Annotated in this window: 24 protein-coding genes and 2 pseudogenes; 22 read left to right on the top strand and 4 right to left on the bottom strand. The window is 44.6% G+C overall.

The features are described 5' to 3' along the window. The first annotated feature begins 218 nt into the window (after nucleotides 1–218). The 5 genes from codB to AB4Z30_RS03095 all read left to right on the top strand — a co-directional run bounded on the left by codB (nucleotide 219) and on the right by AB4Z30_RS03095 (nucleotide 5,980). A complete protein-coding gene (codB, locus tag AB4Z30_RS03115; protein ID WP_441923209.1) occupies nucleotides 219–1,496 on the top strand; it encodes a cytosine permease in 1,278 nt (425 codons plus the stop codon). Further along, nucleotides 1,465–2,739, top strand: a complete 1,275-nt coding sequence (locus AB4Z30_RS03110) for a cytosine deaminase (protein ID WP_441923207.1) — start codon at nucleotides 1,465–1,467, stop codon at nucleotides 2,737–2,739. The genes codB and AB4Z30_RS03110 overlap by 32 nt, the downstream gene beginning before the upstream one ends. A gap of 452 nt (nucleotides 2,740–3,191) precedes the next feature. Then, on the top strand, nucleotides 3,192–4,256 hold the full coding sequence (locus AB4Z30_RS03105) for a polysaccharide deacetylase family protein (RefSeq protein ID WP_441923205.1): 1,065 nt from the start codon (nucleotides 3,192–3,194) through the stop codon (nucleotides 4,254–4,256). Nucleotides 4,257–4,466: 210 nt separating this feature from the next. Continuing rightward, entirely contained in the window at nucleotides 4,467–4,961 is a 495-nt protein-coding gene (locus AB4Z30_RS03100; RefSeq protein WP_441923203.1) for an RNA polymerase sigma factor, read from the top strand. Then, a complete protein-coding gene (locus AB4Z30_RS03095; RefSeq protein ID WP_441923201.1) occupies nucleotides 4,958–5,980 on the top strand; it encodes a hypothetical protein in 1,023 nt (340 codons plus the stop codon). Before AB4Z30_RS03100 ends, AB4Z30_RS03095 begins: the two co-directional genes overlap by 4 nt. Before the next feature lie 90 nt (nucleotides 5,981–6,070). Here AB4Z30_RS03095 and AB4Z30_RS03090 read toward each other — a convergent pair whose 3' ends face one another. Further along, complete coding sequence (locus AB4Z30_RS03090; protein ID WP_441923199.1) at nucleotides 6,071–6,934, bottom strand: LysR family transcriptional regulator; 864 nt, start codon at nucleotides 6,932–6,934, stop codon at nucleotides 6,071–6,073. A gap of 170 nt (nucleotides 6,935–7,104) precedes the next feature. Between AB4Z30_RS03090 and AB4Z30_RS03085 the strand changes: the two genes are divergently transcribed. Continuing rightward, complete coding sequence (locus tag AB4Z30_RS03085) at nucleotides 7,105–8,160, top strand: oxidoreductase (protein ID WP_441923197.1); 1,056 nt, start codon at nucleotides 7,105–7,107, stop codon at nucleotides 8,158–8,160. On the opposite strand, the gene AB4Z30_RS03080 is transcribed toward AB4Z30_RS03085, so the two are convergent. Beyond that, nucleotides 8,146–8,493: a winged helix-turn-helix transcriptional regulator gene (locus AB4Z30_RS03080; RefSeq protein ID WP_441923195.1), complete on the bottom strand. Its 348-nt coding sequence runs from the start codon at nucleotides 8,491–8,493 to the stop codon at nucleotides 8,146–8,148. The genes AB4Z30_RS03085 and AB4Z30_RS03080 overlap by 15 nt on opposite strands. 134 nt (nucleotides 8,494–8,627) lie before the next feature. Here AB4Z30_RS03080 and AB4Z30_RS03075 point away from each other — a divergent pair, with 134 nt between their 5' ends. The 9 genes from AB4Z30_RS03075 to AB4Z30_RS03035 all read left to right on the top strand — a co-directional run bounded on the left by AB4Z30_RS03075 (nucleotide 8,628) and on the right by AB4Z30_RS03035 (nucleotide 20,119). Beyond that, entirely contained in the window at nucleotides 8,628–9,542 is a 915-nt protein-coding gene (locus AB4Z30_RS03075; protein WP_441924171.1) for a DsbA family oxidoreductase, read from the top strand. Nucleotides 9,543–10,231: 689 nt separating this feature from the next. Beyond that, entirely contained in the window at nucleotides 10,232–11,608 is a 1,377-nt protein-coding gene (locus AB4Z30_RS03070; RefSeq protein WP_441923193.1) for a cytochrome ubiquinol oxidase subunit I, read from the top strand. Then, complete coding sequence (locus tag AB4Z30_RS03065) at nucleotides 11,605–12,618, top strand: cytochrome d ubiquinol oxidase subunit II (protein WP_441923191.1); 1,014 nt, start codon at nucleotides 11,605–11,607, stop codon at nucleotides 12,616–12,618. Before AB4Z30_RS03070 ends, AB4Z30_RS03065 begins: the two co-directional genes overlap by 4 nt. Nucleotides 12,619–12,715: 97 nt before the next feature. Continuing rightward, nucleotides 12,716–14,476, top strand: coding sequence for a thiol reductant ABC exporter subunit CydD (gene cydD, locus AB4Z30_RS03060; protein ID WP_441924169.1), 1,761 nt, complete (start codon nucleotides 12,716–12,718; stop codon nucleotides 14,474–14,476). Next, nucleotides 14,473–16,224 (top strand): thiol reductant ABC exporter subunit CydC, encoded by a 1,752-nt coding sequence (gene cydC / locus AB4Z30_RS03055; RefSeq protein ID WP_441923189.1) that lies wholly within the window; start codon nucleotides 14,473–14,475, stop codon nucleotides 16,222–16,224. The genes cydD and cydC overlap by 4 nt, the downstream gene beginning before the upstream one ends. A 348-nt stretch (nucleotides 16,225–16,572) precedes the next feature. Next, a complete protein-coding gene (locus AB4Z30_RS03050) occupies nucleotides 16,573–17,379 on the top strand; it encodes a CPBP family intramembrane glutamic endopeptidase (RefSeq protein WP_441923187.1) in 807 nt (268 codons plus the stop codon). Nucleotides 17,380–17,575: 196 nt separating this feature from the next. Next, nucleotides 17,576–18,382, top strand: a complete 807-nt coding sequence (locus AB4Z30_RS03045) for a helix-turn-helix domain-containing protein (RefSeq protein WP_441923185.1) — start codon at nucleotides 17,576–17,578, stop codon at nucleotides 18,380–18,382. Next, complete coding sequence (locus tag AB4Z30_RS03040; RefSeq protein WP_441923183.1) at nucleotides 18,382–19,074, top strand: GNAT family N-acetyltransferase; 693 nt, start codon at nucleotides 18,382–18,384, stop codon at nucleotides 19,072–19,074. The genes AB4Z30_RS03045 and AB4Z30_RS03040 overlap by 1 nt, the downstream gene beginning before the upstream one ends. Nucleotide 19,075: 1 nt before the next feature. Then, complete coding sequence (locus AB4Z30_RS03035) at nucleotides 19,076–20,119, top strand: alpha/beta hydrolase family protein (RefSeq protein WP_441923181.1); 1,044 nt, start codon at nucleotides 19,076–19,078, stop codon at nucleotides 20,117–20,119. Nucleotides 20,120–20,242: 123 nt separating this feature from the next. On the opposite strand, the gene AB4Z30_RS03030 is transcribed toward AB4Z30_RS03035, so the two are convergent. Then, a complete protein-coding gene (locus AB4Z30_RS03030; RefSeq protein ID WP_441923179.1) occupies nucleotides 20,243–21,382 on the bottom strand; it encodes an alpha/beta hydrolase in 1,140 nt (379 codons plus the stop codon). A gap of 25 nt (nucleotides 21,383–21,407) precedes the next feature. Continuing rightward, a complete protein-coding gene (locus AB4Z30_RS03025; RefSeq protein ID WP_441923177.1) occupies nucleotides 21,408–22,067 on the bottom strand; it encodes a TetR/AcrR family transcriptional regulator in 660 nt (219 codons plus the stop codon). A 180-nt stretch (nucleotides 22,068–22,247) separates the two neighbouring features. Between AB4Z30_RS03025 and AB4Z30_RS03020 the strand changes: the two genes are divergently transcribed. The 7 genes and pseudogenes from AB4Z30_RS03020 to AB4Z30_RS02990 all read left to right on the top strand — a co-directional run. Then, nucleotides 22,248–22,484 (top strand): hypothetical protein, encoded by a 237-nt coding sequence (locus tag AB4Z30_RS03020; RefSeq protein ID WP_441923175.1) that lies wholly within the window; start codon nucleotides 22,248–22,250, stop codon nucleotides 22,482–22,484. A 40-nt stretch (nucleotides 22,485–22,524) separates the two neighbouring features. Continuing rightward, nucleotides 22,525–22,893 carry a hypothetical protein gene (locus tag AB4Z30_RS03015; RefSeq protein ID WP_441923173.1) on the top strand — a complete coding sequence of 123 codons (369 nt, stop codon included), beginning with the start codon at nucleotides 22,525–22,527 and terminating at the stop codon, nucleotides 22,891–22,893. Between the two features lie 475 nt (nucleotides 22,894–23,368). Continuing rightward, the gene (locus AB4Z30_RS03010) at nucleotides 23,369–23,866 is read left to right on the top strand and encodes a MarR family transcriptional regulator (protein WP_426332780.1); all 498 of its coding nucleotides are present in this window, start codon (nucleotides 23,369–23,371) and stop codon (nucleotides 23,864–23,866) included. Between the two features lie 5 nt (nucleotides 23,867–23,871). Continuing rightward, nucleotides 23,872–24,447, top strand: a complete 576-nt coding sequence (locus AB4Z30_RS03005; protein ID WP_441923171.1) for a nitroreductase family protein — start codon at nucleotides 23,872–23,874, stop codon at nucleotides 24,445–24,447. 15 nt (nucleotides 24,448–24,462) lie between these two features. After that, the gene (locus AB4Z30_RS03000) at nucleotides 24,463–24,948 is read left to right on the top strand and encodes a hypothetical protein (protein WP_441923169.1); all 486 of its coding nucleotides are present in this window, start codon (nucleotides 24,463–24,465) and stop codon (nucleotides 24,946–24,948) included. Between the two features lie 163 nt (nucleotides 24,949–25,111). Next, nucleotides 25,112–25,243 (top strand): annotated as a pseudogene (locus AB4Z30_RS02995) (NifU family protein); the annotation flags it as partial. Beyond that, nucleotides 25,226–25,411: pseudogene (locus AB4Z30_RS02990) on the top strand (SufD family Fe-S cluster assembly protein); the annotation flags it as partial. The pseudogenes AB4Z30_RS02995 and AB4Z30_RS02990, both read left to right, overlap by 18 nt. Nucleotides 25,412–25,672: the final 261 nt, after the last annotated feature.

Genomic DNA, 25,672 nt, shown 5'->3' with positions numbered 1-25,672 from the left:
TCGAATACTGGTACCTTTAATTCAGTCCAGAGAGGCTGGCAAGGGCAGCGGATTTTGTAATCACGCGAAAATCAGAGCATTTCCTGCACAGGGATGTTCTGTGTCTTCGCGCGGGTTATGATGCATAAAGAGGCTACTTGTCAGCGTAAAGCGTGATGAGTAGCCTCTTTTTCTGCTTTTTTTATGGTATCAGAACACTTTAATCTGGGGGTATTCTGATGAGCAAACAAGATCAAGAGTTTTCATGGCAAGAGGTGCCAAAATCACAGCGTAATCATTTTTGGAAGACGTTATCCGTTATGCTCGGCTTTACTTTTTTCTCAGCGAGCATGCTGGCGGGGGGGRCACTTGGTGTCAGCCTGACATTTATGGAGTTCATGGCGATTGTACTGGCCGGAAATCTGGTGCTTGGCATTTACACTGGAGCACTGGCACATATCGCTGCCAAGACAGGGTTGTCCACCCATTTGCTGGCGAAATATTCGTTTGGTGAAAAAGGCTCTTATCTGCCTTCGTTCCTGCTAGGCTTCACACAGGTTGGATGGTTTGGTGTCGGCGTTGCGATGTTTGCCATTCCGGTTGCCAAGGCGATGGACTGGAATGTGTATCTGTTGATCCTGATCTTTGGACTGGCAATGACAGCTTCAGCGATCTTCGGTATGAAATCTCTTGTTATTCTTGGTTATATTGCTGTACCGGCTATAGCGATTCTCGGAGGATACTCCATGTTTGAGGGAGCGGGCTCACTAGGCGGTCTGCAAGGACTGCTTGATTACACGCCAACACAAACCCTTACCGCTGCTGCGGCTCTGACCATCTGTATCGGCTCTTTTATAAGCGGCGGGACGCTGACACCAGACTTTGCCCGGTTTTCCCGGACGTCCCGGCAGGCGGTTACGGCGACGGTGATTGCATTTTTCCTCGGTAACTCGCTTATGTTCCTGTTCGGGGCTGTCGGTGCGATGGCTTATAATCTGGCTGACATATCAGAAGTGATGTTCCTGCAAGGATTACTGATCCCTGCGATCATCGTGCTGGGTCTCAACATCTGGACAACGAATGACAATGCGTTATATGCTTCGGGTCTGGGTTTTGCCAACATTACGAAAATTTCGAAAAAGTTTTTTGTTATCATCAACGGAATCATCGGAACGATGTTCGCAATGTGGATGTACAACAACTTCGTGGGGTTCCTGAACGTACTAGGCGCTGCGATTCCTTCGATCGGAGCAATCATCATTGCGGACTATTTCATCGTGAAACGCAGATCGTATGCACCATTTGCCGACATGAATTTCAAAAAAGTAAACTGGGTAGCCATGGCTGCATGGGCCATCGGCGTAGCATTTGCACAGCTGGCTCCCGGTGTTACACCGCTTAACGCGCTGATAGGTACAGCCGTGGCGTACGTATCTCTCATGGCCATCGTGTCCATGACATCATCCAAAGAAAAGGGGAAAACACATGATTATACAGAACGCAAAATTGCGGGATAAAGAAGGCCTCTGGAATATCGTCGTTAGAGACGGGAAATTTGAGCAGATCACACAAAAGCAACAGTCAGCTACGGATACAAATGAAGAGACACTGGATGTGGGCGGAGCACTGGTGCTGCCACCATTCATTGAACCACACATTCATCTGGACACAACCCTGACAGCAGGAGAGCCGGAGTGGAATCTGAGCGGTACGTTGTTCGAAGGTATCCAGCGCTGGTCGGAGCGAAAAGCATTTCTGACCCATGAGGACGTCAAAACACGTTCCAAAACAGCTTTGAAATGGCAGATGGCACAAGGTATTCAGCATGTGAGAACACATGTGGACGTGACAGATCCAAGCCTGATCGCCGTTAAAGCGATGCTTGAAGTGAAGGAAGAACTTGCACCTTATATCGATATTCAACTGGTTGCTTTCCCGCAGGAAGGCATTCACTCTTATCCAAACGGCGCCGAGTTGCTCGAAGAATCACTCAAAATGGGCGTAGACGTTGTAGGCGGCATCCCACACTTTGAGTTTACGCGTGAGTATGGCGTGGATTCCATGAAAGTGGCTTTTGATCTGGCTGAACAATATGATCGTCTCATCGATATTCACTGTGATGAGATTGATGATGAGCAATCCCGTTTCATCGAAGTTGTTGCCAAGGAAGCGTATGAACGCGGGCTGGGCTCACGCACGACCGCAAGTCACACAACTGCGATGGGATCGTACAACGATGCGTACACTTACAAGTTGTTCCGTCTGCTAAAGATGGCGAATCTGAACTTTGTGTCCAATCCGCTGGTGAATATTCACCTGCAAGGTCGCTTCGATACGTATCCGAAGAGAAGAGGGCTGACACGGGTGAAGGAGCTGCAGGAAGCGGGCTTGAACGTTTGCTTCGGGCATGATGATATCTTCGATCCATGGTATCCGCTCGGTACGGGGAATATGATGCAAGTGCTGCATATGGGCATTCATGCCTCCCAGCTGCTTGGATACGACCAGATTGTGAATTCGATCGACCTGATTACGAAAAATAGTGCGAAAACACTGCACATTGAGGATCGTTACGGTGTTGAGGAAGGCAAACCTGCGAACTTCATCGTGCTTGAAGCCGAGAATGAATACGAAGCAGTTCGTAAACAGGCTGCAGTTCTGTATTCCTTCAGGGAAGGCCGCAAAATCGCGGAAACGAAACCGCGTGATACATCCATCATTATGGATGGCAGTTCTGAGAAGGTTACCTTTAATAAATAGTAGTAGGGCGGTACTTCATATTCATTGTGGCTGACAATAATAACAACGTTTAATTCATGATATGACTCATCCGTATTGAAACAAAGTACGTCTCCTTAATACAGGGCTAAACATCTACGTAGATGTTGACTCTGCATCAAGGAGTTTTCTTTTTTTGGATATAAAGCTTGAGTAAGCTGATGGAGAGAATAAGATAGATTTTGGAAAAAAATAAATAGGATATATTGTAATAAATTGAATTTACTTCTACTAAATCATCGTATATACTAGACTCAACCCGAACGAGCGCTACTCGTACTGAGAGATAGCATTTTTATTTATTCACTTATGTAAGCGCTTTTATTAGAGGGGTTATGAGTAAAAGAAAGGAGGCATAGGTGACTACAGAAACAAGTAATTTATGATTAATCCAAAATAATAATTACGTTAACTATCTTACTGGAGGTGTATTCATGTTTAAATCCAAACTCATTAAAGCTGCCATGTCTGTTGCCCTTTTGGGTACATTATTTGCTATACCGCCACTTCCTTCTGCCACTGCAGCCGATGCCCGTTGTCCTAACGGTTATGTAGGTCTGACTTTTGATGATGGCCCTTCCAACAATACCAATAATATTCTTAATGCATTGAAGCAGTCGGGTCTTCGCGCCACGATGTTTAATACCGGACAAAACTCACAAAACAATCAGGCTTTAGTTCGTGCGCAGGTATCCGCCGGCATGTGGATTGMCAACCATTCCTATACGCATGCGGATATGACGAAGCTAAATACTTCTCAGATGGCATCTGAGATTACACGTACACAGCAGACCATTCGTTCGATTACAGGTTCATCGCCTTCACTCTTCAGACCTCCCTATGGTGCTACCAACGCAACGGTGAAATCGGTCATTAGCCAGAACGGTTTGAGAGAAGTATTGTGGAACGTCGATTCGCAGGATTGGAATGGGGCGAGTGCTTCACAGATTGTAGCTGCTGTAAATCGTATGGCAAGTGGAGACGTTATTTTGATGCATGATCAGTATCAGACGACACTTCAGGCAATTCCTCAGATTGCTCAGAATCTGAAAAACCGTGGCCTGTGTGCCGGCATGATCTCTCCATCCACCGGACGAGCTGTTGCACCGGATGGGGCGACCAACAATCCACCCGCAACGACGGTGAGAATTGAAGCCGAAAATATGACTAAAAGCGGTCAGTATACTGGCAATATTAGCTCTCCGTTCAACGGTGTTGTTCTCTATGCCAATAACGATGCTGTAAGAACAACTCATAACTTTTCAAGCGGAACCCATTCATTCTCCCTGCGAGGTGCGTCGAATAACGCCAATATGGCCAGAGTGGATCTAAAGATTGGCGGGCAGACGAAAGGCACGTTTTATTTTGGAGGCAGCAGCCCGGCAGTGTATACGCTGAATAATATCAGTCATGGCACCGGAAACCAGGTGATTGAGTTGATCGTAACAGCAGACGATGGTACCTGGGATGCATATCTCGATTATTTGGAAATAAGCTAATTCACTTTCAATAGCTTAGAGTGCAGCATTCTACAGCTAACGTAATAAATAATAAAGTTCAGGCTATTTCAATGAGATACACCTTACGTGGTGTGTCGTCGGCGAAATAGCCTTTTCTGCGTTTTTGCGAGCTAGAAAAAAAGTGAAAACAAAATGTGACCAAATGTCGTCCGTAAGAGTGTTAAGGGTATAAAGGAGGGCACAACAACCATGCAGCAAACCATATCCCAACCAAGTGATGAAGTCACGAACATCTATGATACATACGCGGATACACTGTTCCGGATTGCAATGATTCACCTTGACAGACGGGAAGACGCGGAAGAAGCCACTCAGGATACATTCATTAAATTCATGGAAAAAGCGCCTGCATTTAACGATGCAGAACATCAGAAAGCATGGTTGATCCGGGTGATTACGAATCATTGCAAATCCCTGCTCCGTAAAGGCTGGCGTAAACGGGAAGTGAAGCTGGAAACTGTGGAACCCATCATCATGGACAATCCAGAGGATCAGGCTTTGATTGAAATGGTGTTGTCTCTGCCCGTGAAATATAGATCGGTAGTTCATCTCTATTATTACGAAGATTATGCAGTCCGGGACATTAGCAAGATTTTAGAGATTAGTGAATCAGCAGTGAAGATGAGATTACAGCGGGGGAGACAACTGTTAAAACTGGAGCTTGAGGGGGAGGAACAATCATGAATGAAGAGCAATTCAAACAACAATATAAGAAAGCGGTGGATCAGATGAAGCCAGATGACCAGATGAAAAAAAGAATCGAACGAAACGTGAATGCCCAGCGTCACTCCTCAAAACGTCCTCGTAAATCGCTGTACATCGCAGCGAGTGTTGTAATCGCAGCAAGCATTGGACTGGCAGCACCAACCGTCTGGCAGCAATGGGGTGGAACAACTACACCTGCAAAAGAGGTGGCGTTAAATACCGGAGGGGTTGCCAAGGGCTCGGTTACCGAAGGTCAGACCGTGATCAAGACTGAGAATCCAAACATTGTTCCCGTTGAGATTCCAAAGATTGAGCTGCCGAGTGGGGATAACCAGAATATTAAAGCAGACATGATTGGATTGGTCGTTTATCATGGTAACGTCTATACCGAATCTGCGACAACAGTGGAAGGTGCAGATGCCTTGGCTTTACGAGGTGAGAAACTGGGCAAAACCACTGGTGGCATTCATGAGCTAAGTGGTCAAGATGATTACAAAGAGCTGGCCTCGACGATTGGTAAAGTTGATATCTATACCGTGAAAGGATACGATTCTGATTTTCGGGTGATGTCGTATACAGAAATAGACGGTCAAGTCTATGCGCAATTCTTTGATAAAACCAATGGTATATCGGTCAGCGGCCTATCTGATCTTCTTGGCAAGCTTAACATGAAGGATCATGTAACTGCGGCACAATGGGAAGGCTTTGATAGCTGGAATAACGGATTGCAGCAGCTCCAGCAGCTTTCGGTAGACGACTCACTGAACAGCTTTATTGAGAAATTGTCTTTAGCAGCTCCGGTTGCAGCAAGTCCTGAACTGCAAGAACGTCTCTATGGCAAAGAAGATCGTAAAATGCTCTATTTGACTCTGGATGATAAAACAAAGGTTCAGCTTGTGCTGTTTGGAGAGGAAGGCATGGTACGTTACGGCCATGCTCCGGTATTTTTCAAAGTGGACCAGGAGGCATTCCAGCAATTCTGGAACAGCCTTAAGTAAGTCAAGGGATTATGAAGTGGTACATCTCTAGGCATGAGGGCAGCCAGTCGGCTGCTCTTTTTTAATTCATGAAATGTCAAAAATAGAAATTCAGAAAGTCATACCCTTATCATTTAACAGGCTGATGAACTGCTGCAGCGCGCTGCTGACATATCGGTTTTCACCCCGGACAAAGGTGGTGGTGGTAGGCGTGAGTACATCGGACAGATTATGCACTGAATATGCCTCAGGTTTGTTGTGGACAACGCTGCAGGGCATGATCGTAACCGCAATCCCGGATTCTACACAGCTGAGCAGATTTTCCATTGTACTGACCTCAATTAACTTTTTGGCAGAAAGGCCTTCTTCCGCCAGAAACTTCTCTGTAATCTCACGATATGGACATCCCTGTGGAAACACGACCCATGAAAGTTGACAAAATGATTCGAGTGGGGTCTCCGTTTGTTTGGAGATGATATGCACCGTGTCCTGCATTTCGTATTCGACCTTCAATCCTTCCTTGACACATGCCCCACTGATAAAAGCACCATCAAGCTCTGAGGACTCAATTTTATGACGTAATACCTTGGGGGAGGTAGCATTCACCAGAGAGATAGACACGTTTGGATACCTTATCTGATACTCGTTCAAAATCTCGATGAAACGCCGCGATGCTGCCGTTTCGACAATTCCGATCCTCAATGTGCCGAATGGTTCTTTCGGGTCTGTCATCTCCTGCTCCAGATCATACAGCAGGCTGTGAATTCGTGCAGCATAAGCAAGGAACTGCTTTCCTTTTTCCGTAGGATTCACGCCTTTGGAAGAACGGTCAAACAACTGAACCTGATATTCTTCCTCCAGTTTTTTGATACGTGTCGTGACATTGGACTGGGCATAGTTCAGTTCCTTGGCTGCTTGTGAGATTTTGCCTGTGCGTCCAACGGCGAGCATGATGTCAATATCGGATAATTCCATGACGGCCTCCTAAATACAAAATAAAGATAATTAAGCGAGTATTCGTTGCCGGATATCCCTTTAATGTGAGATATCACTCGGAGTGATACTTCTATATATTATAATCATTTTACGATATGTCTTATCCGTTCTACAATATCCTTAATTCCAAAAAGAAAGAAGGAAAAGACATGTCACACCCACTTTTAAACATTTTCAAACCTGTAACGATCAATCACTGGAACCTTCGCAATCGAATCGTCATGGCTCCGTTGACCAGGGGCTTTGCCAGAGATGAAGATGGAACGGTAACAGAAGAAATTGCTGCATATTACGAACAACGAGCCAAGGATGGCGTAGGTATGATTATTACCGAGGGCATTACCCCCATGCTCTCAGGTAAAGGAACATATGGGGTACCTGGATTATATACAGATGCACAGACTGCTTCATGGAAAAAAGTAACGGAGGCTGTTCATCAGCACGGTGGCACGATTATCGCACAGTTATGGCATGTGGGCCGCTTGTCACATTCCGATCTAATCGGCAGGATGCCACAGGCGCCCTCCCCTATACAAGCGGAGGGAAAGGTGCATAAACTTCGCAAGCCCTACGAAATGCCCCAATCCATGACCGCTCAAGAGATAGAGGATGTCGTTTATCATTTCCAGATGGCTGCTCGTCGTGCGGTTTTGGCAGGATTTGACGGGATTGAACTTCACGCGGCACACGGTTATCTGATTGACCAGTTTATTAATGAGCGGACGAACAAACGAGATGACAAGTATGGGGGCGATCTTCTGGGGAGACTTCGCTTTTTGAAAGAGATCATTATGGCGGTAAAAAAAGAGATAAGCCCTGAGCGTATCATCATCCGCTTTTCCGAAAAAAAAGATGATGATGCGTCATATGTATGGAATTCCAAGGCGGAGACAATCCAAGCTTATCTGCAGCTTTTTCGTGAAACGGGCATCACCATATTGCATCCCTCAACCGAAAGTTATGCAGCTAACTGGTCAGGTGAGTTTAACTTCCATCAGGCGGTTAGGATGCAATGGGAGCATATGATTATCGGAGTAGGGGATCTTAGTCTGGAGAGGGCGGAGGAGGCAATCAATGACGGTGTAATTGATCTGGCCGCTTTTGGTCGACCCTTCATTGCCAATCCGGATTTGGTACAAAGATGGACAACCGGACTTCCGCTAACTACGTATGATGCCACAAGGCATTTATCAGTTTTGAAGTGAATCTAACCCTTGCTGCATATTTTTCTGACCCCATGCCACCATGGATTCAATTAAAGGTACCAGTTCTTTACCGGATGGTGTAAGTGAATATTCGACTCTTGGCGGTATTTCGTTATATTGCTCCCGATGAACGATTCCATATTGAATCAAGTCTTTCAAACAATTTGTTAACATCGTTGGTGTGATGCCGGGCAGCCTTCTTTTTAACTCGTTATAACGAATGTTATCTTGTTCACTTAAAATCGCCAGGATCGGCAGATTCCACTTGCCACCAATGACCTGAAAAGCATAGGTAGCCGGACAGAGCTGATCAAAATTAAAATCATATTTCATGCGAAAACCCCCATTAGTATACTTTTTGATACTTAGTCAGAAAAAGAATCGTACTTGTTCTTCAGATTGTAGATATTATAATTATACTAACACAAAGTTAATCGATTAGATAAGATCAAAAAGGCGGGATAATGATGAGTAATGAATCCATGATGTGTGATTTGGAAACGGGAGTATGTGGTGTAACTGATGATGAAGAAATGCAAGTGATTAATCTAAAGCATGAAGAGAAAAAAATAACACTTTATTATGCAACAGATCCCATCTGCTCACATTGCTGGGCACTGGAACCTGTGTTAAATCGATTTATAGAAGAGTACGGTCATTATTTTAATGTGGAAACCAAAATGGGTGGTCTGTTAGCAAGCTGGGAAGGGTTCTCAGATGGGGCAAACGGCATTCAGAAACCTGCAGATGTGGCAGGCCATTGGAGAGAAGTGGGCGAGCACTCACGGATGCCGATTGACGGTTCCCTCTGGCTTGAGAACCCAATCCAGTCTTCCTATCCGCCGTCTCGCGTATTTAAAGTCATCGAGCGTATGCATCCGGGCAAAGAACATGCCTTTCTGAGGGTTGCGCGAGAAGCTGTATTTGCGATGAATCGAAATGTTGGAGAAGATGACGTACTGATTGAACTTGTGAATGGGCTAGGGCTGAATGGAAAAGAAATCGTGGACAGTGCTACTCAGCAATCTGCACAAGACTTGTTGGAAGAAGACTTCGAGATGACTGCCCGGCTAGGCGTAAGAGGTTTCCCATCCATTATTATTGTGAACGAGGAGCAGCAAGGCATCAAAGTGGTTGGGGCTCGCCCTCTGGAAACCTACGTTCAAGCACTGCAACAGATTCTGGGTGAAGCGCCGAAGCCGAAGAAGATCGCTGCGTTGTCTCACAAAATTAAGGAAGGAAACCTTCTGTTCTCCAAAGAAATTGAAGTGTTGTATGATGTGGAAAAGGATGACGTAGAGTCATTCATTCAATCCGAATTAGAAGAGGGAACCTACCAGGTAAGACATATCTTAAATGAAATGGCTATACAGCGGGTGTAACTGACTCAGGAAAAAGATAACAGTAGAATTAGTACATTTATCCATGTGTTATTGCAATTTCACCGAGGGTTGTATTTCGGAAAAGTCACATTAATACATGTGTTGATGAGTTGATAATAAAAGTAGTGCATACCCTGATCTGAATTTACATGGTGAAGGAAGACGTATTTTTATATTTCACTTGGTCTGTTTCTGATATAGAAGTAAAAAAGCAGTTGCCCTAGGAGGCAGCTGCTTTTTTTTGGGATACACATCCTTTAATGGAAGGACTCTTTAGAACAGGTTTTTAGAATATACCAGATGATCCGTCCATTCCCCATGTTCATAAATAAAACCTTTGAGGGCTCATTACCACGTCCGACTCTAATAAAGCAATAGCCCCAAAGGGTGGTTGTGCTTAATTTCACGAAGTTGTCAGAAAGAGTTGATCCTTTCTTGAACGTTTGTAAACAAAGCCGTGTCAGCGATTGAATCGCTTAAAATTGAGGATATAATAATTTTGATTAATAGATCTAAGCCAAGGATTAAGACGCTGTGTGATTAGAGGATATTAGGAATCCAACCTTGAAATATCATCTTACGTTTGCAGGACTAAATACACTAGGCGTGTGGCAACCTATCTTTGTCATCTCGTTTGTGATTTTTTTCTCATAATTAAATGAATAGTGTTTGAGAGGAGGCAGTATACAATGGCAATCGATACAGTTTTATGGAGTAGACTCGTAACCGGTTTAACGCTTTCGTTTCACGTTATTTTTGCAACCATCGGTGTGGGGATCCCCCTAATGATTGCGATAGCAGAATTCATCGGCATTCGGAAGAAAGATCCGCATTACATACTTATGGCGAAGAGGTGGTCAAGAGGATTCGTCATTTCGGTGGCCGTAGGGGTGGTTACAGGTACAGCGATATCTCTGCAGCTAGCCCTGGTATGGCCGAATTTTATGAAGCTGGCTGGTAACGTGATTGCATTGCCGTTATTTATGGAAGTGTTCGCCTTCTTTTTCGAAGCGATCTTCCTCGGCATTTATCTCTACACATGGGATCGATTCAAGAACCCGTATATCCACTGGCTGCTGACGATTCCCGTTGTTCTGGGAGCAGGGATGTCCGCGGTTTTTATTACAACCGTGAACGGGTTCATGAACCAGCCCGAAGGTTTTGTCATGGAGGCAGGTCAATTCATGGCCGTTAACCCTGTGCAAGCGATGCTGAATACAGCAACGTTCTCCAAAGTGTTCCATGTATTAAGCTCTGCGTATTTGACAGGAGCGGCTTTACTAGCCGGGATCGCGGCTCTGGYGATGTTGAGAAGAGGAGCATCTGCGTACCACAAAAAAGGCTTAAACCTGATGATGGCCGTTGTTTTGGTATTCAGTTTACTCAATTCCCTTGCTGGAGATGTATCTGCCAAATTTCTCGCTGAACACCAACCGGAGAAGCTGGCAGCCGCAGAATGGCATTTCGAAACAGAGAGCGGCGCAGATTTGATTCTGCTCGGGTGGCTGAATGCGGAGCATGAGATTATAGGGGCGCTACATCTGCCCAAGCTACTCAGTTTTCTGGCCTTCGGAGACTTCAATGCCGAGGTAACCGGGCTGAACGAATTTCCACTCGATGAACAACCGCCATTGCTGGTGCATTATCTATTCGATCTGATGGCTGGCATCGGATTTGCTCTGCTCGCTATCTCCGGACTATATTTTCTGTTTGTGTTATGGAAGAAACGTAATCCGCTGAACAAATGGTTGCTTCGTCTTGTTGCACTCAGTGCACCGCTTGCTTTTCTCGCTGTAGAGATGGGTTGGTTCTATGCTGAAGTCGGGCGGCAGCCGTGGATTATTCGAGGGTACATGCGGGTGGAAGAAGCCGCGACCTCATCGCCGAGTGTACGAATTTTATTTTTTGTCTTTTTACTCCTGTATATTGTACTTGGTGTGATCTGTGCTCTCGTGTTGAAGCGATTGTTCAATAACAATCCTGCCGAGCTTGAAATGGAGAAATGGTTACAATCGAAACAAGATAAGACTGCGGCGAATACAGAGAATGGAGGAAGTGCCCAATGAGTTATGAGTTGATTGGTATTTCGGTGCTCTGGCTATTTCTGTATGGATATCTGATCGTTGCTTCCATTGATTTCGGTGCTGGATTTTTTGCTTTTTATGCACGTCTGACGAAACAGGATCATTTGATTAACCGTTTGATCTCTCGTTATCTATCCCCAGTCTGGGAGATTACGAATGTATTTTTTGTCTTTTTCTATATTGGCATCGTCGGATTTTTCCCGGATACGGCTTCTTATTATGGCGCAGCATTGATTGTCCCTGGAAGCATTGCTGTTATTCTGCTTGCCATTCGCGGCTCGTTCTATGCTTTTGAGAATTACGGTTCCAAGAACAATATTGTATACCTGTTTTTATATGGAGCTACGGGGTTGTTAATTCCGGCATCGCTATCGGTAGCCCTAACGTTGTCCGAGGGTGGCTTCATTTTGAAGCAGGGGGAGACCGTTTCGCTGGATTACTGGGCTTTGTTCACCAATCCGTTATCCTGGAGTATCGTTGGATTGGCCATTGTATCTGTATTGTTTATTAGCGGAACCTTCCTGACCTTCTATGCGTCACGGGCAGAAGATAAGGGTGCCTTGAAACTCATGCGAAAATATTCTTTATTCTGGAGTACGCCCACGATTATTTTAGCGTTAACTGCATTTATCTATCTGGGTCAGCACAATCAGCGTCATTTTCAAAATATGATGGATCTCTGGTGGCTGCTCGCCTTATCCGTAGCTTTCTTCATGGTAGCCATGTGGTTGCTGCATAACGAACGTCGTTACGGACTTGCATTTATTTGTATCATGCTGCAATTTTTCTGTGCCTTTTTTGCTTATGGCATCGGTCAGTATCCGTACATTCTTGATCCGTATATCACGATTCAGAGCAGTGCCACCTCACCAGCTATGGGTTTCGCGCTTGTTGTGGTCTTCATCGGGGGACTATGCCTACTGATCCCATCTCTGATTCTGGTGTTCAAATTGTTCCTGTTTGATGCGGATTATGTCAAAGGCAAGAAATAAAAAGGAGGGTCATTCTGTGAAAAGGCAAAGGAAAGAGCGAACGAAACAGCATGGAAAACAGTCAGGTCGACGAAAATCGATTCTGATTCAACAGCAGATGTCTTTACTTCGGAAAAGCAGACTTCTCCTTATGGCCTTTTCACTTGCCCTTGGTGCAGCGATTATATGTCAGGCTGTGTTTATGGCCGAAGCTGTGCAACGTATTTTTGTGGAAAAGGCGTCGTTTTCATCGATCATGCTGCTTCTTGGTACATTGCTAACTGTTATGGCTCTACGCACGCTGTTCACTTATGCAAACGGGAAAGTTGGTTTGCATATGGCTGCGCGTGCCAAAACAGAGATGCGTTCCAAGGTGTTGCAGAATCTAACTCAAGCCTCCATGTTCTCGTCTCTGCAAGGACAGACAGGAGGAAAGGTGAGTATTGCACTGGACGCCGTTGATGAAGCGGATAGCTACTTCAGTCAGTACATGCCAAGAATGATGGAAGCATCGATCATTCCGATTGTGATTCTGGTTGTTGCCTTCACGCTACATGCCAACACAGGCTGGATCCTATTGTGTACTGCACCTTTTATCCCGCTGTTCATGATTCTGGTCGGCTTGCAGACGAAAAATAAATCCGAAGAAAAATACGCACAGCTGGCCGAGTTTTCAGGCACGTTTCTGGACTCGCTTCAAGGGCTGGTTACGTTGAAAATATTCGGACAGGCTAACCGTCAGCAACAGGAGATTGAACGAAGCAGTCTCAGTTATCGGGATACAACGATGAGTATCTTGAAGATCGCATTTACAAATACCTTCATGCTGGAAGCCATCGTGATGCTAAGTATCGGTATCGTCGCGCTAGAGCTTGCTATTCAGCTGCTTGTGTTCAAATCAATGACCTTTCATACCGCTTTTCTATTGCTGCTGCTTGTTCCGGAATTCTACAGCTTGTTAAAAAATACAGGAACCGCCTTTCACAGCGGACGCACCAGTATGGGTGCCATTCAAAAGGTTGAGGAGATGCTTGAAGAGAGCGATCAATCGAATACCCATTCCTCGTCCGAAGAAGGGGTGGAGCAGCTGTCACATCCACATTTTCCTACGGGTCCGTCGTCATCTGAGTTCGTAACACCGTCATTCATTGAACTGAAAAATGTACGTTTTCACTACGCCCCTGGCTCATTTGCACTTAAAACGGGATATGTATCGATAAAACCAGGAGAAAAGCTCGCCATTGTTGGTCAAAGTGGCTCGGGAAAAACAACGTTGCTTAATCTGATCTCGGGGTTATTACAACCCACATCGGGAGAGGTTTGTGTTAACGGAAGGCCGCTTTCGCAGGTGCACGAGGCAGAGTGGTTCAAACAGGTCAGCTATATTACACAGCATCCTTATATATTTGCAGGCACATTGGCTGAAAATATAGCGCTTGGTGCTGGTATCGATGTATCCCGTGCCGACATTGAAAATGCCGCTGAACGCGCAGGACTTGCTGAACTTATGGCTGAGTTGGAACAAGGGTTGGACACTCCTGTTGGAGAAGGTGGACGGGGCCTATCTGGCGGGGAAAAGCAAAGATTAGCGCTCGCTCGCGCTTTTCTGAAACGGCCTTCGATGATTTTGTTTGATGAACCGACCGTTGGGCTCGACCTGCGCACGGAACAGATTCTGCAGCGTTCGATAACAGCCCTGTCGCAACAGGCAACGATGATTACAGTAGCTCACCGATTATATACGATTCAGCAAGCTGATCAGATTTGGTTTATGTCGGGTGGTGTACTTTCAGATTCGGGAACTCACCAGGAGCTGCTGGAGCGTGTGCCTGCATATGCCGAGATGGTACAAATTCAGAGAACCGGAGGGATCGCATGAAAGAATTAACGGTACTGTCCAAGGCCATGATGCAGGAACGCAAAGACATATTGCTGTCCATTTTATGTGGATTCATTGCGGGTACAGCAGGTGTAGCTCTTTTTTCCGCCAGCGGGTATCTGATCTCGCAAACGGTATTTGCCCCGCCGCTGTACACGTTGATTGTACTCACATCGATGGTCAAGCTACTTGGATTCCTGCGTGCGGCCAGCCGCTATGGAGAGCGACTGGCTTCCCACCGGGCGACGTTCTCCATCCTCAGCCGTTTACGAACTTCGTTTTTTGCCAAGCTTGTTCCGGTTACACCGGGAATTTTAAACAAAAACCGCAGTGGTGATCTGCTTGCGAGGATTGTGGGTGATGTGGAAAGTTTGCAACATTATTTTCTGCGTGTGGCTTATCCGCCGATCATGGTTGTGATGGTGTTTCTGAGCACGGTTCTGTTTACAGCCGTCTTTTCATTCTGGATTGCCTGTTTACTCGTTATTGGCATGCTGTTTACAGCGTTTATTGTTCCAAACCTCGTCTTAATAAGTCAGCGTAAAATCAATGAACATGTACGGCAGCAACGGGCGAGGCTGTCTACGGATGTAACCGAAGTGTTGTATGGTTTTCGTGAACTGAAAGTCTATGGACAATTGCCACAGCGCGAGCAACAGCTTCGGCAGGATTCGGTTGAACTTGCAGCCAAGCAGGAGAGTGCAGCTACACAATTACTTCGCGGACAATCCATGCATATTTTTGTCACCTATTTGGTCACATGGGGTGTGCTTGCACTGAGCGCTCTTCTTATAGCAGACGGCGTCTTTGCTGGTGTATTCCTCGCTATGCTTATCCTGGCGACACAAACGATGTTCGAAGAATCGGCAGCAATGGCTGTGTTACCTTCTTATAAACAAGACAGCGAACATGCAGCAAAACGATTAGCTGAGACTGTACCTGTGCAGTCAAGCAATGGGCGTGATGAGCAGGCGCAAGGACTACAAGACCTGTTGACTCTCGATGTAAATGGTGAAGCAGTTTCCATCCGTTTGAGCAATGTTTCTTTTCAATATGATGGGGAATGGAGACCTGCATTGAATGACATAACCCTTCATTTTGCATCTGGCTCCAAAACGGCAATCGTCGGCCCAAGCGGATCGGGAAAATCAACCGTTCTGGATATAATTCTAAAGTTACGAACTCCGACTTCTGGCAATGTGCAATTCAATGATGTCTCGATAAATGAACTGAATGAAACAGGCATCTGGCAGCATACTCATGTCGTCTTACAACAAAGCCACTTTTTTCGGGGAACGATTAGGGACAACCTGTTGCTTAGCGGAGAACAGCACTCAGATGAACAGTTGTTGGAAATATTACATCAAGTTCAATTGTTTAATCTGTCCTTAAACGATTTCGTGTACGAAAAAGGAGAAAATCTGTCCGATGGCGAGAAGCAGCGGCTGGCGTTAGCCCGCGCCATGTTGCGTAAGGGAAGGTTATGGTTGCTCGACGAACCGACCTCTTCGCTGGATTATGTCACAGRAGCACGCGTATTACAGCATCTGTTAGCACAGGCATCAGGTGATACTGTGCTGTTGATCTGTCACCGGCTGACCGGTCTTGAACATATGGATCAGATTATTGTCATGGATCAAGGGCAGATTGTCGAAACGGGTTCGTTCAAGGAGTTGATGGAGCGTAAGGATTATTTTTATGAGATGAAACAAATTGAATTGCAAATGATTGGAGAACAAGGAGCCTAGCTCTGTGATGCAAAGCCGCTTATAGCGGCTTTTTTCGTTGAGCTCTACATGTTTTAAAAAGGCTCAGAAGTTTATAATGCTCCAAAATCAATGTGAATTTGGCACTCCATGGTTAACCGCTGCTTGAAAGTCATACATATATACTATAGGTAACTTGGACGTGTCTAGAAACCTAATGAAGTACAGCTTTTACCGCCTTTTCGCTCCCTGCTGCGTCACTTTCCATTGACGTGCCACGGCAAGCCTGAAGAAAAATTTCTGGCTTGGAATGAAAATTCAGTAAAATTTACTTTCTTCAGAGTATTTCATACACGCCCTAGTCCAATCATGTGAGGAGGTTCGATTGAGATGAAAAAAATAATACGGTTTCCGCTCGTATGGATGTTAACAGGTGTTATTCTTCTGGGTCTACCCGGCTTCATGACCCAAAAGCTATTTGTTAATTCACAAGGCATCCTGTCGATAATAATGGCACTTGCAGGAGGTATCGTTTCTATTGCGATCTACTGGCTTGTCATGAAATTCATGGCAGGGCGTAGAGTGCAGGAATTACAACTTCAGCGAGCAGGAAATGAGTTGATATTAGGCGCAGCGGTTGGTCTCATCTTAATTGGTGTTTCTGTCGGGATCATCATGATGCTTGGTGGATACAGCTTCACATGGTCAGCGACAAACGCGGTTGGTTCTATTTTGGCTATGGCGATTGGTGCGGCCATTGTGGAGGAATTGATCTTTCGCGGCTTATTCCTGCAAGCGGTGGAGAAGCGGCTTGGAAGTTGGTTCGCTTTGGCTGTAACTTCACTTTTTTTCGGTTTGGCTCATCTGCCTAATCCGGGAGCAACGCTCTGGAGTTCAATTGCTATTGTCATTGAGGCAGGCATTTTGCTGGGTGCAGGGTTTCTCTGGCGGCGTAATCTGTGGTTTGCCATGGGACTCCATTTTGCGTGGAATGCACTGGAGGGTATGCTGGGCATACCGGTTTCGGGCATAACGACACAAGGCTTTTTTGAGGTACAGCTATCCGGATCGCCTTGGTTGACAGGGGGAAGCTTCGGACTGGAGGCATCTATTGTACCTATCATCGTCAGTCTGCTGATCGCCATTCCTATGTTGATTAGCGCGCATCACAAAGGAAATATCAAGTTCAAAAGATAAGAAAACGCACACTGCACTTTTTTGAATTTTTGCAAAATACATATGTGAGGGGTGAACCGCCAACTGGTTTGCTCTTCTTTGTGATGTTTTCGGACATACATATTGGTTCATATAGAATGAAATGAAAACTAGTCTTGACCTTAGGTCTGACCTAGGGTTTATGCTGTTAACAGATAGAACAACAGAGGTGGAGATCATGATGAATGGTATGAAGGATGAAATTACGATTAGCGAGCTAGCCAAGCTCATGCAAGTATCCGTACATCAGATTCGATATTTTGAAGAAAAAGGGGTGCTGACCCCGGCATATACCGGTGAAAATCAATACCGAATGTATGGCATGGATGAAGTGTACCGTCTAGCTCATATTTTATTGCTACGTAAGATGGGTTTGTCTGTGCAAGTGATTCAAGAATGCCTGTCCCATCTGACTGCCGAGCAGATCACTCCGATTTTTCGTCAGGCGCTGACAGATACAGAGGCGGAGATCCGAAGGCTACAGGACACCAAACATTTTATTGAGAAGTTGCTTGAGGAAAAAGAGTCCTTTTCCCAAAAATCTGCCCAGACGGAGGGAGGTGCATATACGATCATTCATCGTGACGAAGTTCCATTGTCTCTATGGTTTGAGATGCAGGATGCAGAAAGTCTGACTGCTCAAAAGTTAGTCGAGCATCGAAGCAACATCTCCAATCTGTTCGAAGCAGATATTCATTATGTGTACAACGATTCAGGCATTGTCGGCTTATATACGCAAGAGGAGAGAGGGGAGAGTACTCTGACATTGCGTGCCGGTTCATACCTTTCATGTACACTTTTTGTACAAAATGAAGAACGAATCTCGACAAGCATTCAGGAGTTCTATGCTTATGCTGAAGAAATGAGGTACTTATGCTCAGGACCGTTGATCATGGTGGAAAAATCATACTTATCCCTATTCACACCAGAACTGCTCCATTATGAGCTTCTCTCGTATGTTTCGAACGCGGAGGCGGAAAAGTAATGAGCCATTTTTTTAACACACATCTCAGCGAGACGAATCTCATGAACACCAGACTTAATCAAACGAATCCCGTCCGAATTCAACCTATAACTTCTGAGCTGTATTCGGCTGCAGCACAACTAATGGCATATGGATTCGGACACAAATTCCAGAAGTTATTTTCTGTGTCTACAACGGACATGGCTTTTGTTTTTGAACATTTGTTACTTTACAGTCCGCATCAGACAGGTAGTCTGCGGTTCGCAGCGCTAGAGAATGATTTGCTCGTAGGCACCATGGCTTTAAAATGGAAGGGGAGCGAGATTATCCGAAAGTCTAATAATCCCCATCTCAATTGGTGGAGCATGCGCAGTCACATCGGGTGCTGGAAGTTGCTTCATATCATGGCAGGCATACATCTGCTCAAACATGAGCCTGAAGCAGGAGAGTGTTATATCGAAGATATTGTTGTACACCCACATCATCAAGGTAAAGGTGTAGGCAGACTGTTACTCGCAGCGGCACAGCGATACATGCTTCAAACGGCACCGTTATCTTATCTCAGTCTGCATGTAGCTCGTCAGAACCAGAAAGCGATGCAGATGTATGAACGGTATCATTTTCGCAAACAAAGCAGCACGAACAGTCTGTTAAGTGCCATGCTGCTTGGTGAACATCAATGGCACTACATGACCCGCAAAGGAGACAATTAAGATGAAAGAGAGCAAGCTTAAACATAAGAACATCTGGATTTCACTTCTTGTCATCATTGTATTATTTGCGGGTACAGGTGCATATATCGTTGCACAGCAGGACTATAACATGGCCTCAGAATCCGTGGAGATTCATACTCCACAAGGGAAATTAACAGGCATCTTCACACTGCCTAAAAAGGATACAGGCGAAGAGAAGCTTGGCCTGGTGCTCTTTATCCACGGAGATGGCACCATCGATGCAACGCATAATGAAGGTTACAAACCACTCTGGGAACGCCTTGCCTCACTCGGATATGCATCCTTGTCACTGGACAAACGTGGCATCGGAGGTTCAGAGGGGAACTGGCTGGACCAGAGTATTGATGATCGTGTCGTTGAAGCACAACAGGCGATCGCTTGGGCTAAACAACAACCGATGATTGACGCTTCCCGGATTGGTGTATGGGGAGCAAGTCAGGCAGGCTGGGTCATTCCCAAGCTCGCAGGCAAGGAACAGCTTGCATTCAGCATTCTGGTCTCACCAGCCATCAATTGGCTGAAGCAAGGGGAATATAATACGCGGAGTCAGATGGCAAAGGACGGGCATACGCAACAGGAGATTGAAGCTCAGGTGAAACACGATAATCAGATTAAAGATATTTTAAAAGTTTATGGGTCTTATGAGGAATATATCAAGTTTATTCGAAAAGGCGAAGAACCAATGTCTCGCGAACGCTGGAGCTTTGTCAGCAAAAACTATAGTTCGGATGCTACCGAAAGTCTGCGTCATTTCAAAAGTCCGGTGTTGCTGCTGCTTGGAGAAGATGACGTTAATGTGGATATTCAAGATACGGAGCGTACCTATCGTAAAGAGATCCATCCCTCTTATTTGCTTGATGTCAAAACGTTTCAAAATACCGAGCATTCTATGTTACCCACATCAATTGCCGGTTCAGAATGGAAGATGGGGCTGCGTTTTCTATTTACCCCAAGAAACATAACAACGGAAGGGTATATGGATGCGATTGAAGCGTTTTTGACGAAAGTAGGTGCGCGATTTTAAATCCAAATCCCATTATTAAAGCTTATGTTATGTAATAAAATATAAACAGAAAAGAGCATGTATGCCTTAGATACAAGCTCTTTTTGGGCTGAATTCCCCTTATTTGAAATAAATCAGTGTAATTTATATGGTCTTCTTGATCAATTCCACGCCATCGTATGCCAGACTTTCCAAATTGGCTGCCTTCTGAAGTATGTACTGATCAAAAAAGTTCTTCGTATAATCTGAAACGAGATTTCGCATCTCCATGGCATCCCGTTCGCCCCTAAGTTCCTTATTAACATGGGTAAACACGATGTCGCAGTAATCTAAATGCGCAACACGGTCAACAGAGAAGTAATAGGTTTCCATGCTGTTGTTAGCACCAATTATCGCATTCATGTTATAGTTTGGTTCACAAAACAGGAGCAAGAAGGGTTTTTCAAGGTCGCTGTCAAGAAGGCCGAATGCACCACTATCTAGGCCAATCCCACAGGCGAACCGGTTGTCGTCCCGGCAAACCATCGCCGTCGTAAGCCCTCCATAAGAATGTCCGACGATGCCCATGCCAATGTCTAGCAACAATCGGTCCTTAAAGATGGAATTCAACTCTCCAGTGTCCAGATCGCAAAGATAATCGGCCACATATCTTATATCCTCTGCCTGTAATTCACTATACGCTGTTAACTTGGCAAGGATCGGAAGTGCAAGCACATTACGGCACATCTCAATGGCCGTTTCATCGTCAGGCCTCATCTCCATTTTACCAGCTAACGCCAGCATCTCCGGATCTTCAGAAAACGCCATAATGACATCCGAAAAATCCTTAGATACATTAAACAGGCGCCCATCTTTTCGCTTATACATCGTGCTATTTGGATGACCGATGCTTACCACAACATATCCTATGCTTGCTAGGTCTGTGCAGATCACGGTACCCCATTCTGGGGAACCGCCACCGCCACAAACATAGAACAAAACCGGATAGCGCTTTTGTTTCCCGGAGAGAGCAAGGCTGTCATAACACTGGGTCTTGATATCTATAGAGAAAAATTCCTTCCCTTCAAGATATGCAGTGAAAAGAGGCTGCTCAGTAAACATTTTGTAAACTTCGGGAAACATGTATGTGGAAGTCGACTTACCTTCGCAGCTGTCGGAAGGATAGTATACAAAGGCCGTCAGTTCTCTTATTGAGTCATCTGATGCTGTATACTCAAAGTCCATCTGGGTTCGACCGACCGTATATCCGCCAATAGGTTCTGGAAATGAGTCATACGTTTTCATCTTCTTGTTCCCCCCTAATTCATATCTACTCCTTGGCTTTCTTGAAATCGCTAACCACTGCAGCATATTTATGATCTTCAAGCAGTCCATGACCCATAAAGTCAGTAAAGTACTTGCTAATCTTGAGCTGAAGCTCGGAATCCTTAATATCGAATTCTCTGAAAAACATGACTAAATTAAACTGCATGGACTCAAACATAAAAGAAATCAAGTCGTCGTCAAGATCAGGTCGGAGATAACCGTCAACCCTCATTCGGCGTAAAATGTCTTTGATCAAGGGAAATGATTGGCCCTTTAGCACATTCAGATACACTTTAAGTAAAACGCTCTCTGGAATATTTAAAAATGTTTCAGTGAGTTTGATTTCCAACTCATTCAGTGGCTCGGTAACCATGCCAGTAACGTTTCCAAATAAGCTGGTAAGGAAAAACTGGTTTAGGAAATCCTCATTATTGTTATTAAAATACGCAGCTCTTTTCTGGGTCACATTACGTATTAAGAGACAATAAAGATCATCTTTGTCTTCAAAATATCGATAAAATGTTCCGGGATGCATAGACAAACGATTAAAAACCATCTTCATCGATATATCCTCGTATGGATGATCAACAAAAAGATGCATAGCGCTATCAGATATTTCCTCACGCCTAGCTTTCTCTAAACGAAAGAACGAATTTTTAGGCATAGATTACTCCTTTAGATATAGTGTGAACTGATTCACACTATATCTATAATTAGTTCTCATGTCAAATCGTATAGATCCAAATTAAAGATTTTGTCCTAGAAAGTGAATTTACTTCTGGTATAATATAAATTCATCATCCCTTTTTAAGGGAACTCTGTTTGGAAGGAATGAGAGCCCGGAGTGAGTAAGTGGGGAATTGCTTCTTATGTTGCTGTATTTATTTATGTGTTTGTCATGTTATTAAATGACCAATCGATTTTCCTAGTATTAGGTAGCGTGCTAGTCGCTGCACTCATTATGTTTAGCGTTTTTATTTTTTATCCGATGGCCTGGGAAACGCGCATGGAGCGGTTGGAAGCTTTTTTTACGAAAAAAACAAAGTACGCCATACATTTATATGAATTATGCGACAGCTAACAGATTGGATGAAGAAGTTGAGCTCACGATAGAGAAGCTGATGAGCAATACATCAGCTAGCAAGTCGACAAAAGCCAACTATCAGGCAGCATACGGCGCTTACCGCAAGGATCTGTATACCGTGAGAACAGCGATACGTGAGATGCGTAAATCGGATTATCGTACATACTATGAAACGTTTGTCCTGATCGAAGAAGAAGAGACTGAACGGGCCAGAGAGCATCTAAGTTCCATTAAAAGACAGTGGATGAGATTGGCCCTTCTAGCCGAAATTGAGCGTAAGCTGAATCATTACAAGAAAGCCGAAGAGTTGGCTTCGCAAGCCGTACAAGCTAGTAGAGGAGTTAATCGATACGCGATGACGAAAGAATACGAAAGATATTACACTAAAGAACAGCAGGCACAATGATAGAAACTGCTTTCAAGGAGAGAGAAAATTCACATCACAGTGTCGAGGGACAAGAACATGTTCCCATTGAAGTCGCTATTATAGCGGCTTTTTTATTTTATCGGTACAAGTCCTTGTTCCGAGCCAAGGACTTATACCGATTGCTGAAATAGAAAACGACAGATTTAGCTGTATCATGCAGATAAATGTGAATCCCGTGCTTTGGAGAAAAGTCGATTTGGCTACAAGAACGGAGGATCATATCGACGTGATCGGCTGATTTTGTTTAACTAGCGGGCAGGTTAAAAGATATTTCATTTAAGGCAACTCTCTGTTCAGGATTGTAAAGTGTGTGTAATGTCAGAGAATTTAGTTGATAATCGTTATCATTCATGTTATATTGTTCACAAGTAAACAAAATTTAATTAATAATTTTAAAAAGCCACACTATTAATACGATATTTTTGTTTACAAGTAAATAAGGAGAGATCAAAGGATGACTTCAAAAGATCAAACAAAACAGTTGCTTTATGACCAGTTTATCCGTTTTTTACATGTATATGAGAACCACAAGGATACAGAAATCGAGCATTTTCTAAGTGTTGCCCAGCGAGAAAGCATCGAGAAAATTCCTCAGCATTTGACCGCGGTTCATATGATTGATTGCATAGGCAAACATGAACCTATTAATAACACGGGTATTGCCGAGGCGATGAATTTGTCCAAAGCAAGCATCACCAAAATTGGCAACAAACTGCTGGAGGAAGGATTCGTCAAACGCACAAAAATGAATGACAACAAGAAGGAGAGTTATTTCCGGTTGTCACCGCAAGGCAAAAAGATCTTCGAACTGCATGAACGTCTGCATGTACAAGAGACTGAACGCTTCTATCGTACTCTCGACAAATATTCAGAGACAGAGCTAAAAGTAATCCATCAATTTCTTCAAGACAGCAGTATAAATATTGAATCCAGATCGAACGAAGGAGAGTGAAGCATTTGAGTCTGGCGGAATTGATCAGGGCGCGCAGGAGCATTCGTAAATATAACTCTACGCCGGTGGACCAGGAGTTAGTTGTTAAATTACTGCGCAAGGCTAGTCGGCTTCAACCTTTTGCTGAGACTGGCTCGTGGCGTGTGGTCTATGCCGGAACTCCAGAAGCGCGCAAACGGTTGGTGGATTGCATGCTTGAGCAGATGTCACAAAGCAGGTTCGTTAAACTGATTCCTGGGAAACTTCTGGATATTTTCAAAAAGAGATTTACCGATATTCCTGCGCACGTCATTGTTATGTCGACAGTAGGACCGGATCGGCTGACTAATGACCGCAATTATGCGGCCGCCTGCGGAATGATGCAGAGCTTCCAACTGATAGGTTGGGAACATGGGTTAGGAATGTTATGGGATACCGAGTCCATGATGCTACATGAAGGTTTTTTCAAAGGAATTGGCCTGCATGAGGATGAAAGATTTGTTGGCATTCTTCATATAGGATATTACGATAAAGCGCCAAAAAGTCGGAAAAGAACGCCAGCCGAGCAGAAGTGGACCGTCTTGCGAGGACAGTCTACCTAAGAGGAGGATGTAAAAATGAAATTGTCAGATCTGGAAGGAGACATGCACACTCCAAGTGAGTTTTTGGATCGACCGGTATCACAGGAGCTAATTCTTGAATTGCTCAATCATGCCGTATGGGCGCCAAATGATGAGCTGCGAGAGCCGTGGCGATTTATATTTGCTGATAACCGGTATGGGGACATCATGCAGGGATTGCAGGAGCAGGCCCCTGCGTACCTTCTGGTTTTAATGAAGGAAGAGGCGGATCAACATAAGCGGGAAGAAGACTTTGCAGCTGTCTGTTGCCTAATTCAAAATTTCCGTTTTCTGGCTCATGAGCAGGGTCTAGGTGTACGCTGTACCTTGCATGACTGGATGTACGACCCGAGCCGTACTGAAATGTTTGGTGTACTGAGTAACGAGCGCATTGCTGCGGTTCTAGAATTGGGATATGGTGCAAGTCAGCCGAAAGAGAATACTGAGTTACCAGAGGATGAGCTTCATGTTGAACTTCTCTAGGATGGAGAGTTTTCCTGATAAATGCTTTGTACAGCAAGAGCAAAAACGGCCTATTTACTTTTTTCGACTATATCGACGGACAAGAACATATTCCTATAGAGGTCACTAATTTGATCAGGATATAGCTGATGAGATAGAACCACGGACAACAGAGAGGAATGAATTGAAAGATAAAGAAAGATTGTTTAACGAGGTATCGGAGGTTCTATATAAACTTCGCCCTTTCTTACAACGTGATGGTGGAGATGCAGAATTGATAGATGTCAAGGACGGCATTGCTAGACTTAATAAAGTATCCGAGGATCAACTCTTTTACTTGATGAGCCGCGGATTGACCGAAGCCGAAGCAACTCAAATGATTATCATGGGCTTTATAGAGCCGTTCACAAAAGAATTACCGATGGAATACGCGGTAGAGATGAACAGATTGATCAAATTCCAGATGGAAGGCAGCATCGGTTAAATAAGCCTTTGACAGGTTTTAAAGGGACAAGCAATTACCCAGAGCATCTCCAGCAAGTCGTCGTCAATGGGGGAGGAGAAACTGTTGGAGGAAAAGAACATGTACCCGTTGAAGTCGCTATTATAGCGGCTTTTTTGTTTTATCGGTACAAGTTCTTGTACCGAGTAAGCTACGGAAGACAGATGTGTCCAATTGACAGACAGCGAGGACAATGTCAGCATCGTCTTTTTGTCGTTTTATTAGGCAATAGTTATCCGTCGA

Source organism: Paenibacillus sp. 2TAF8, from assembly GCF_052114825.1.
GTDB lineage: Bacteria > Bacillota > Bacilli > Paenibacillales > Paenibacillaceae > Paenibacillus.
The sequence above is the reverse complement of the archived record's forward strand: the minus strand, read 5'-3'. Positions and strand labels throughout refer to the sequence as shown.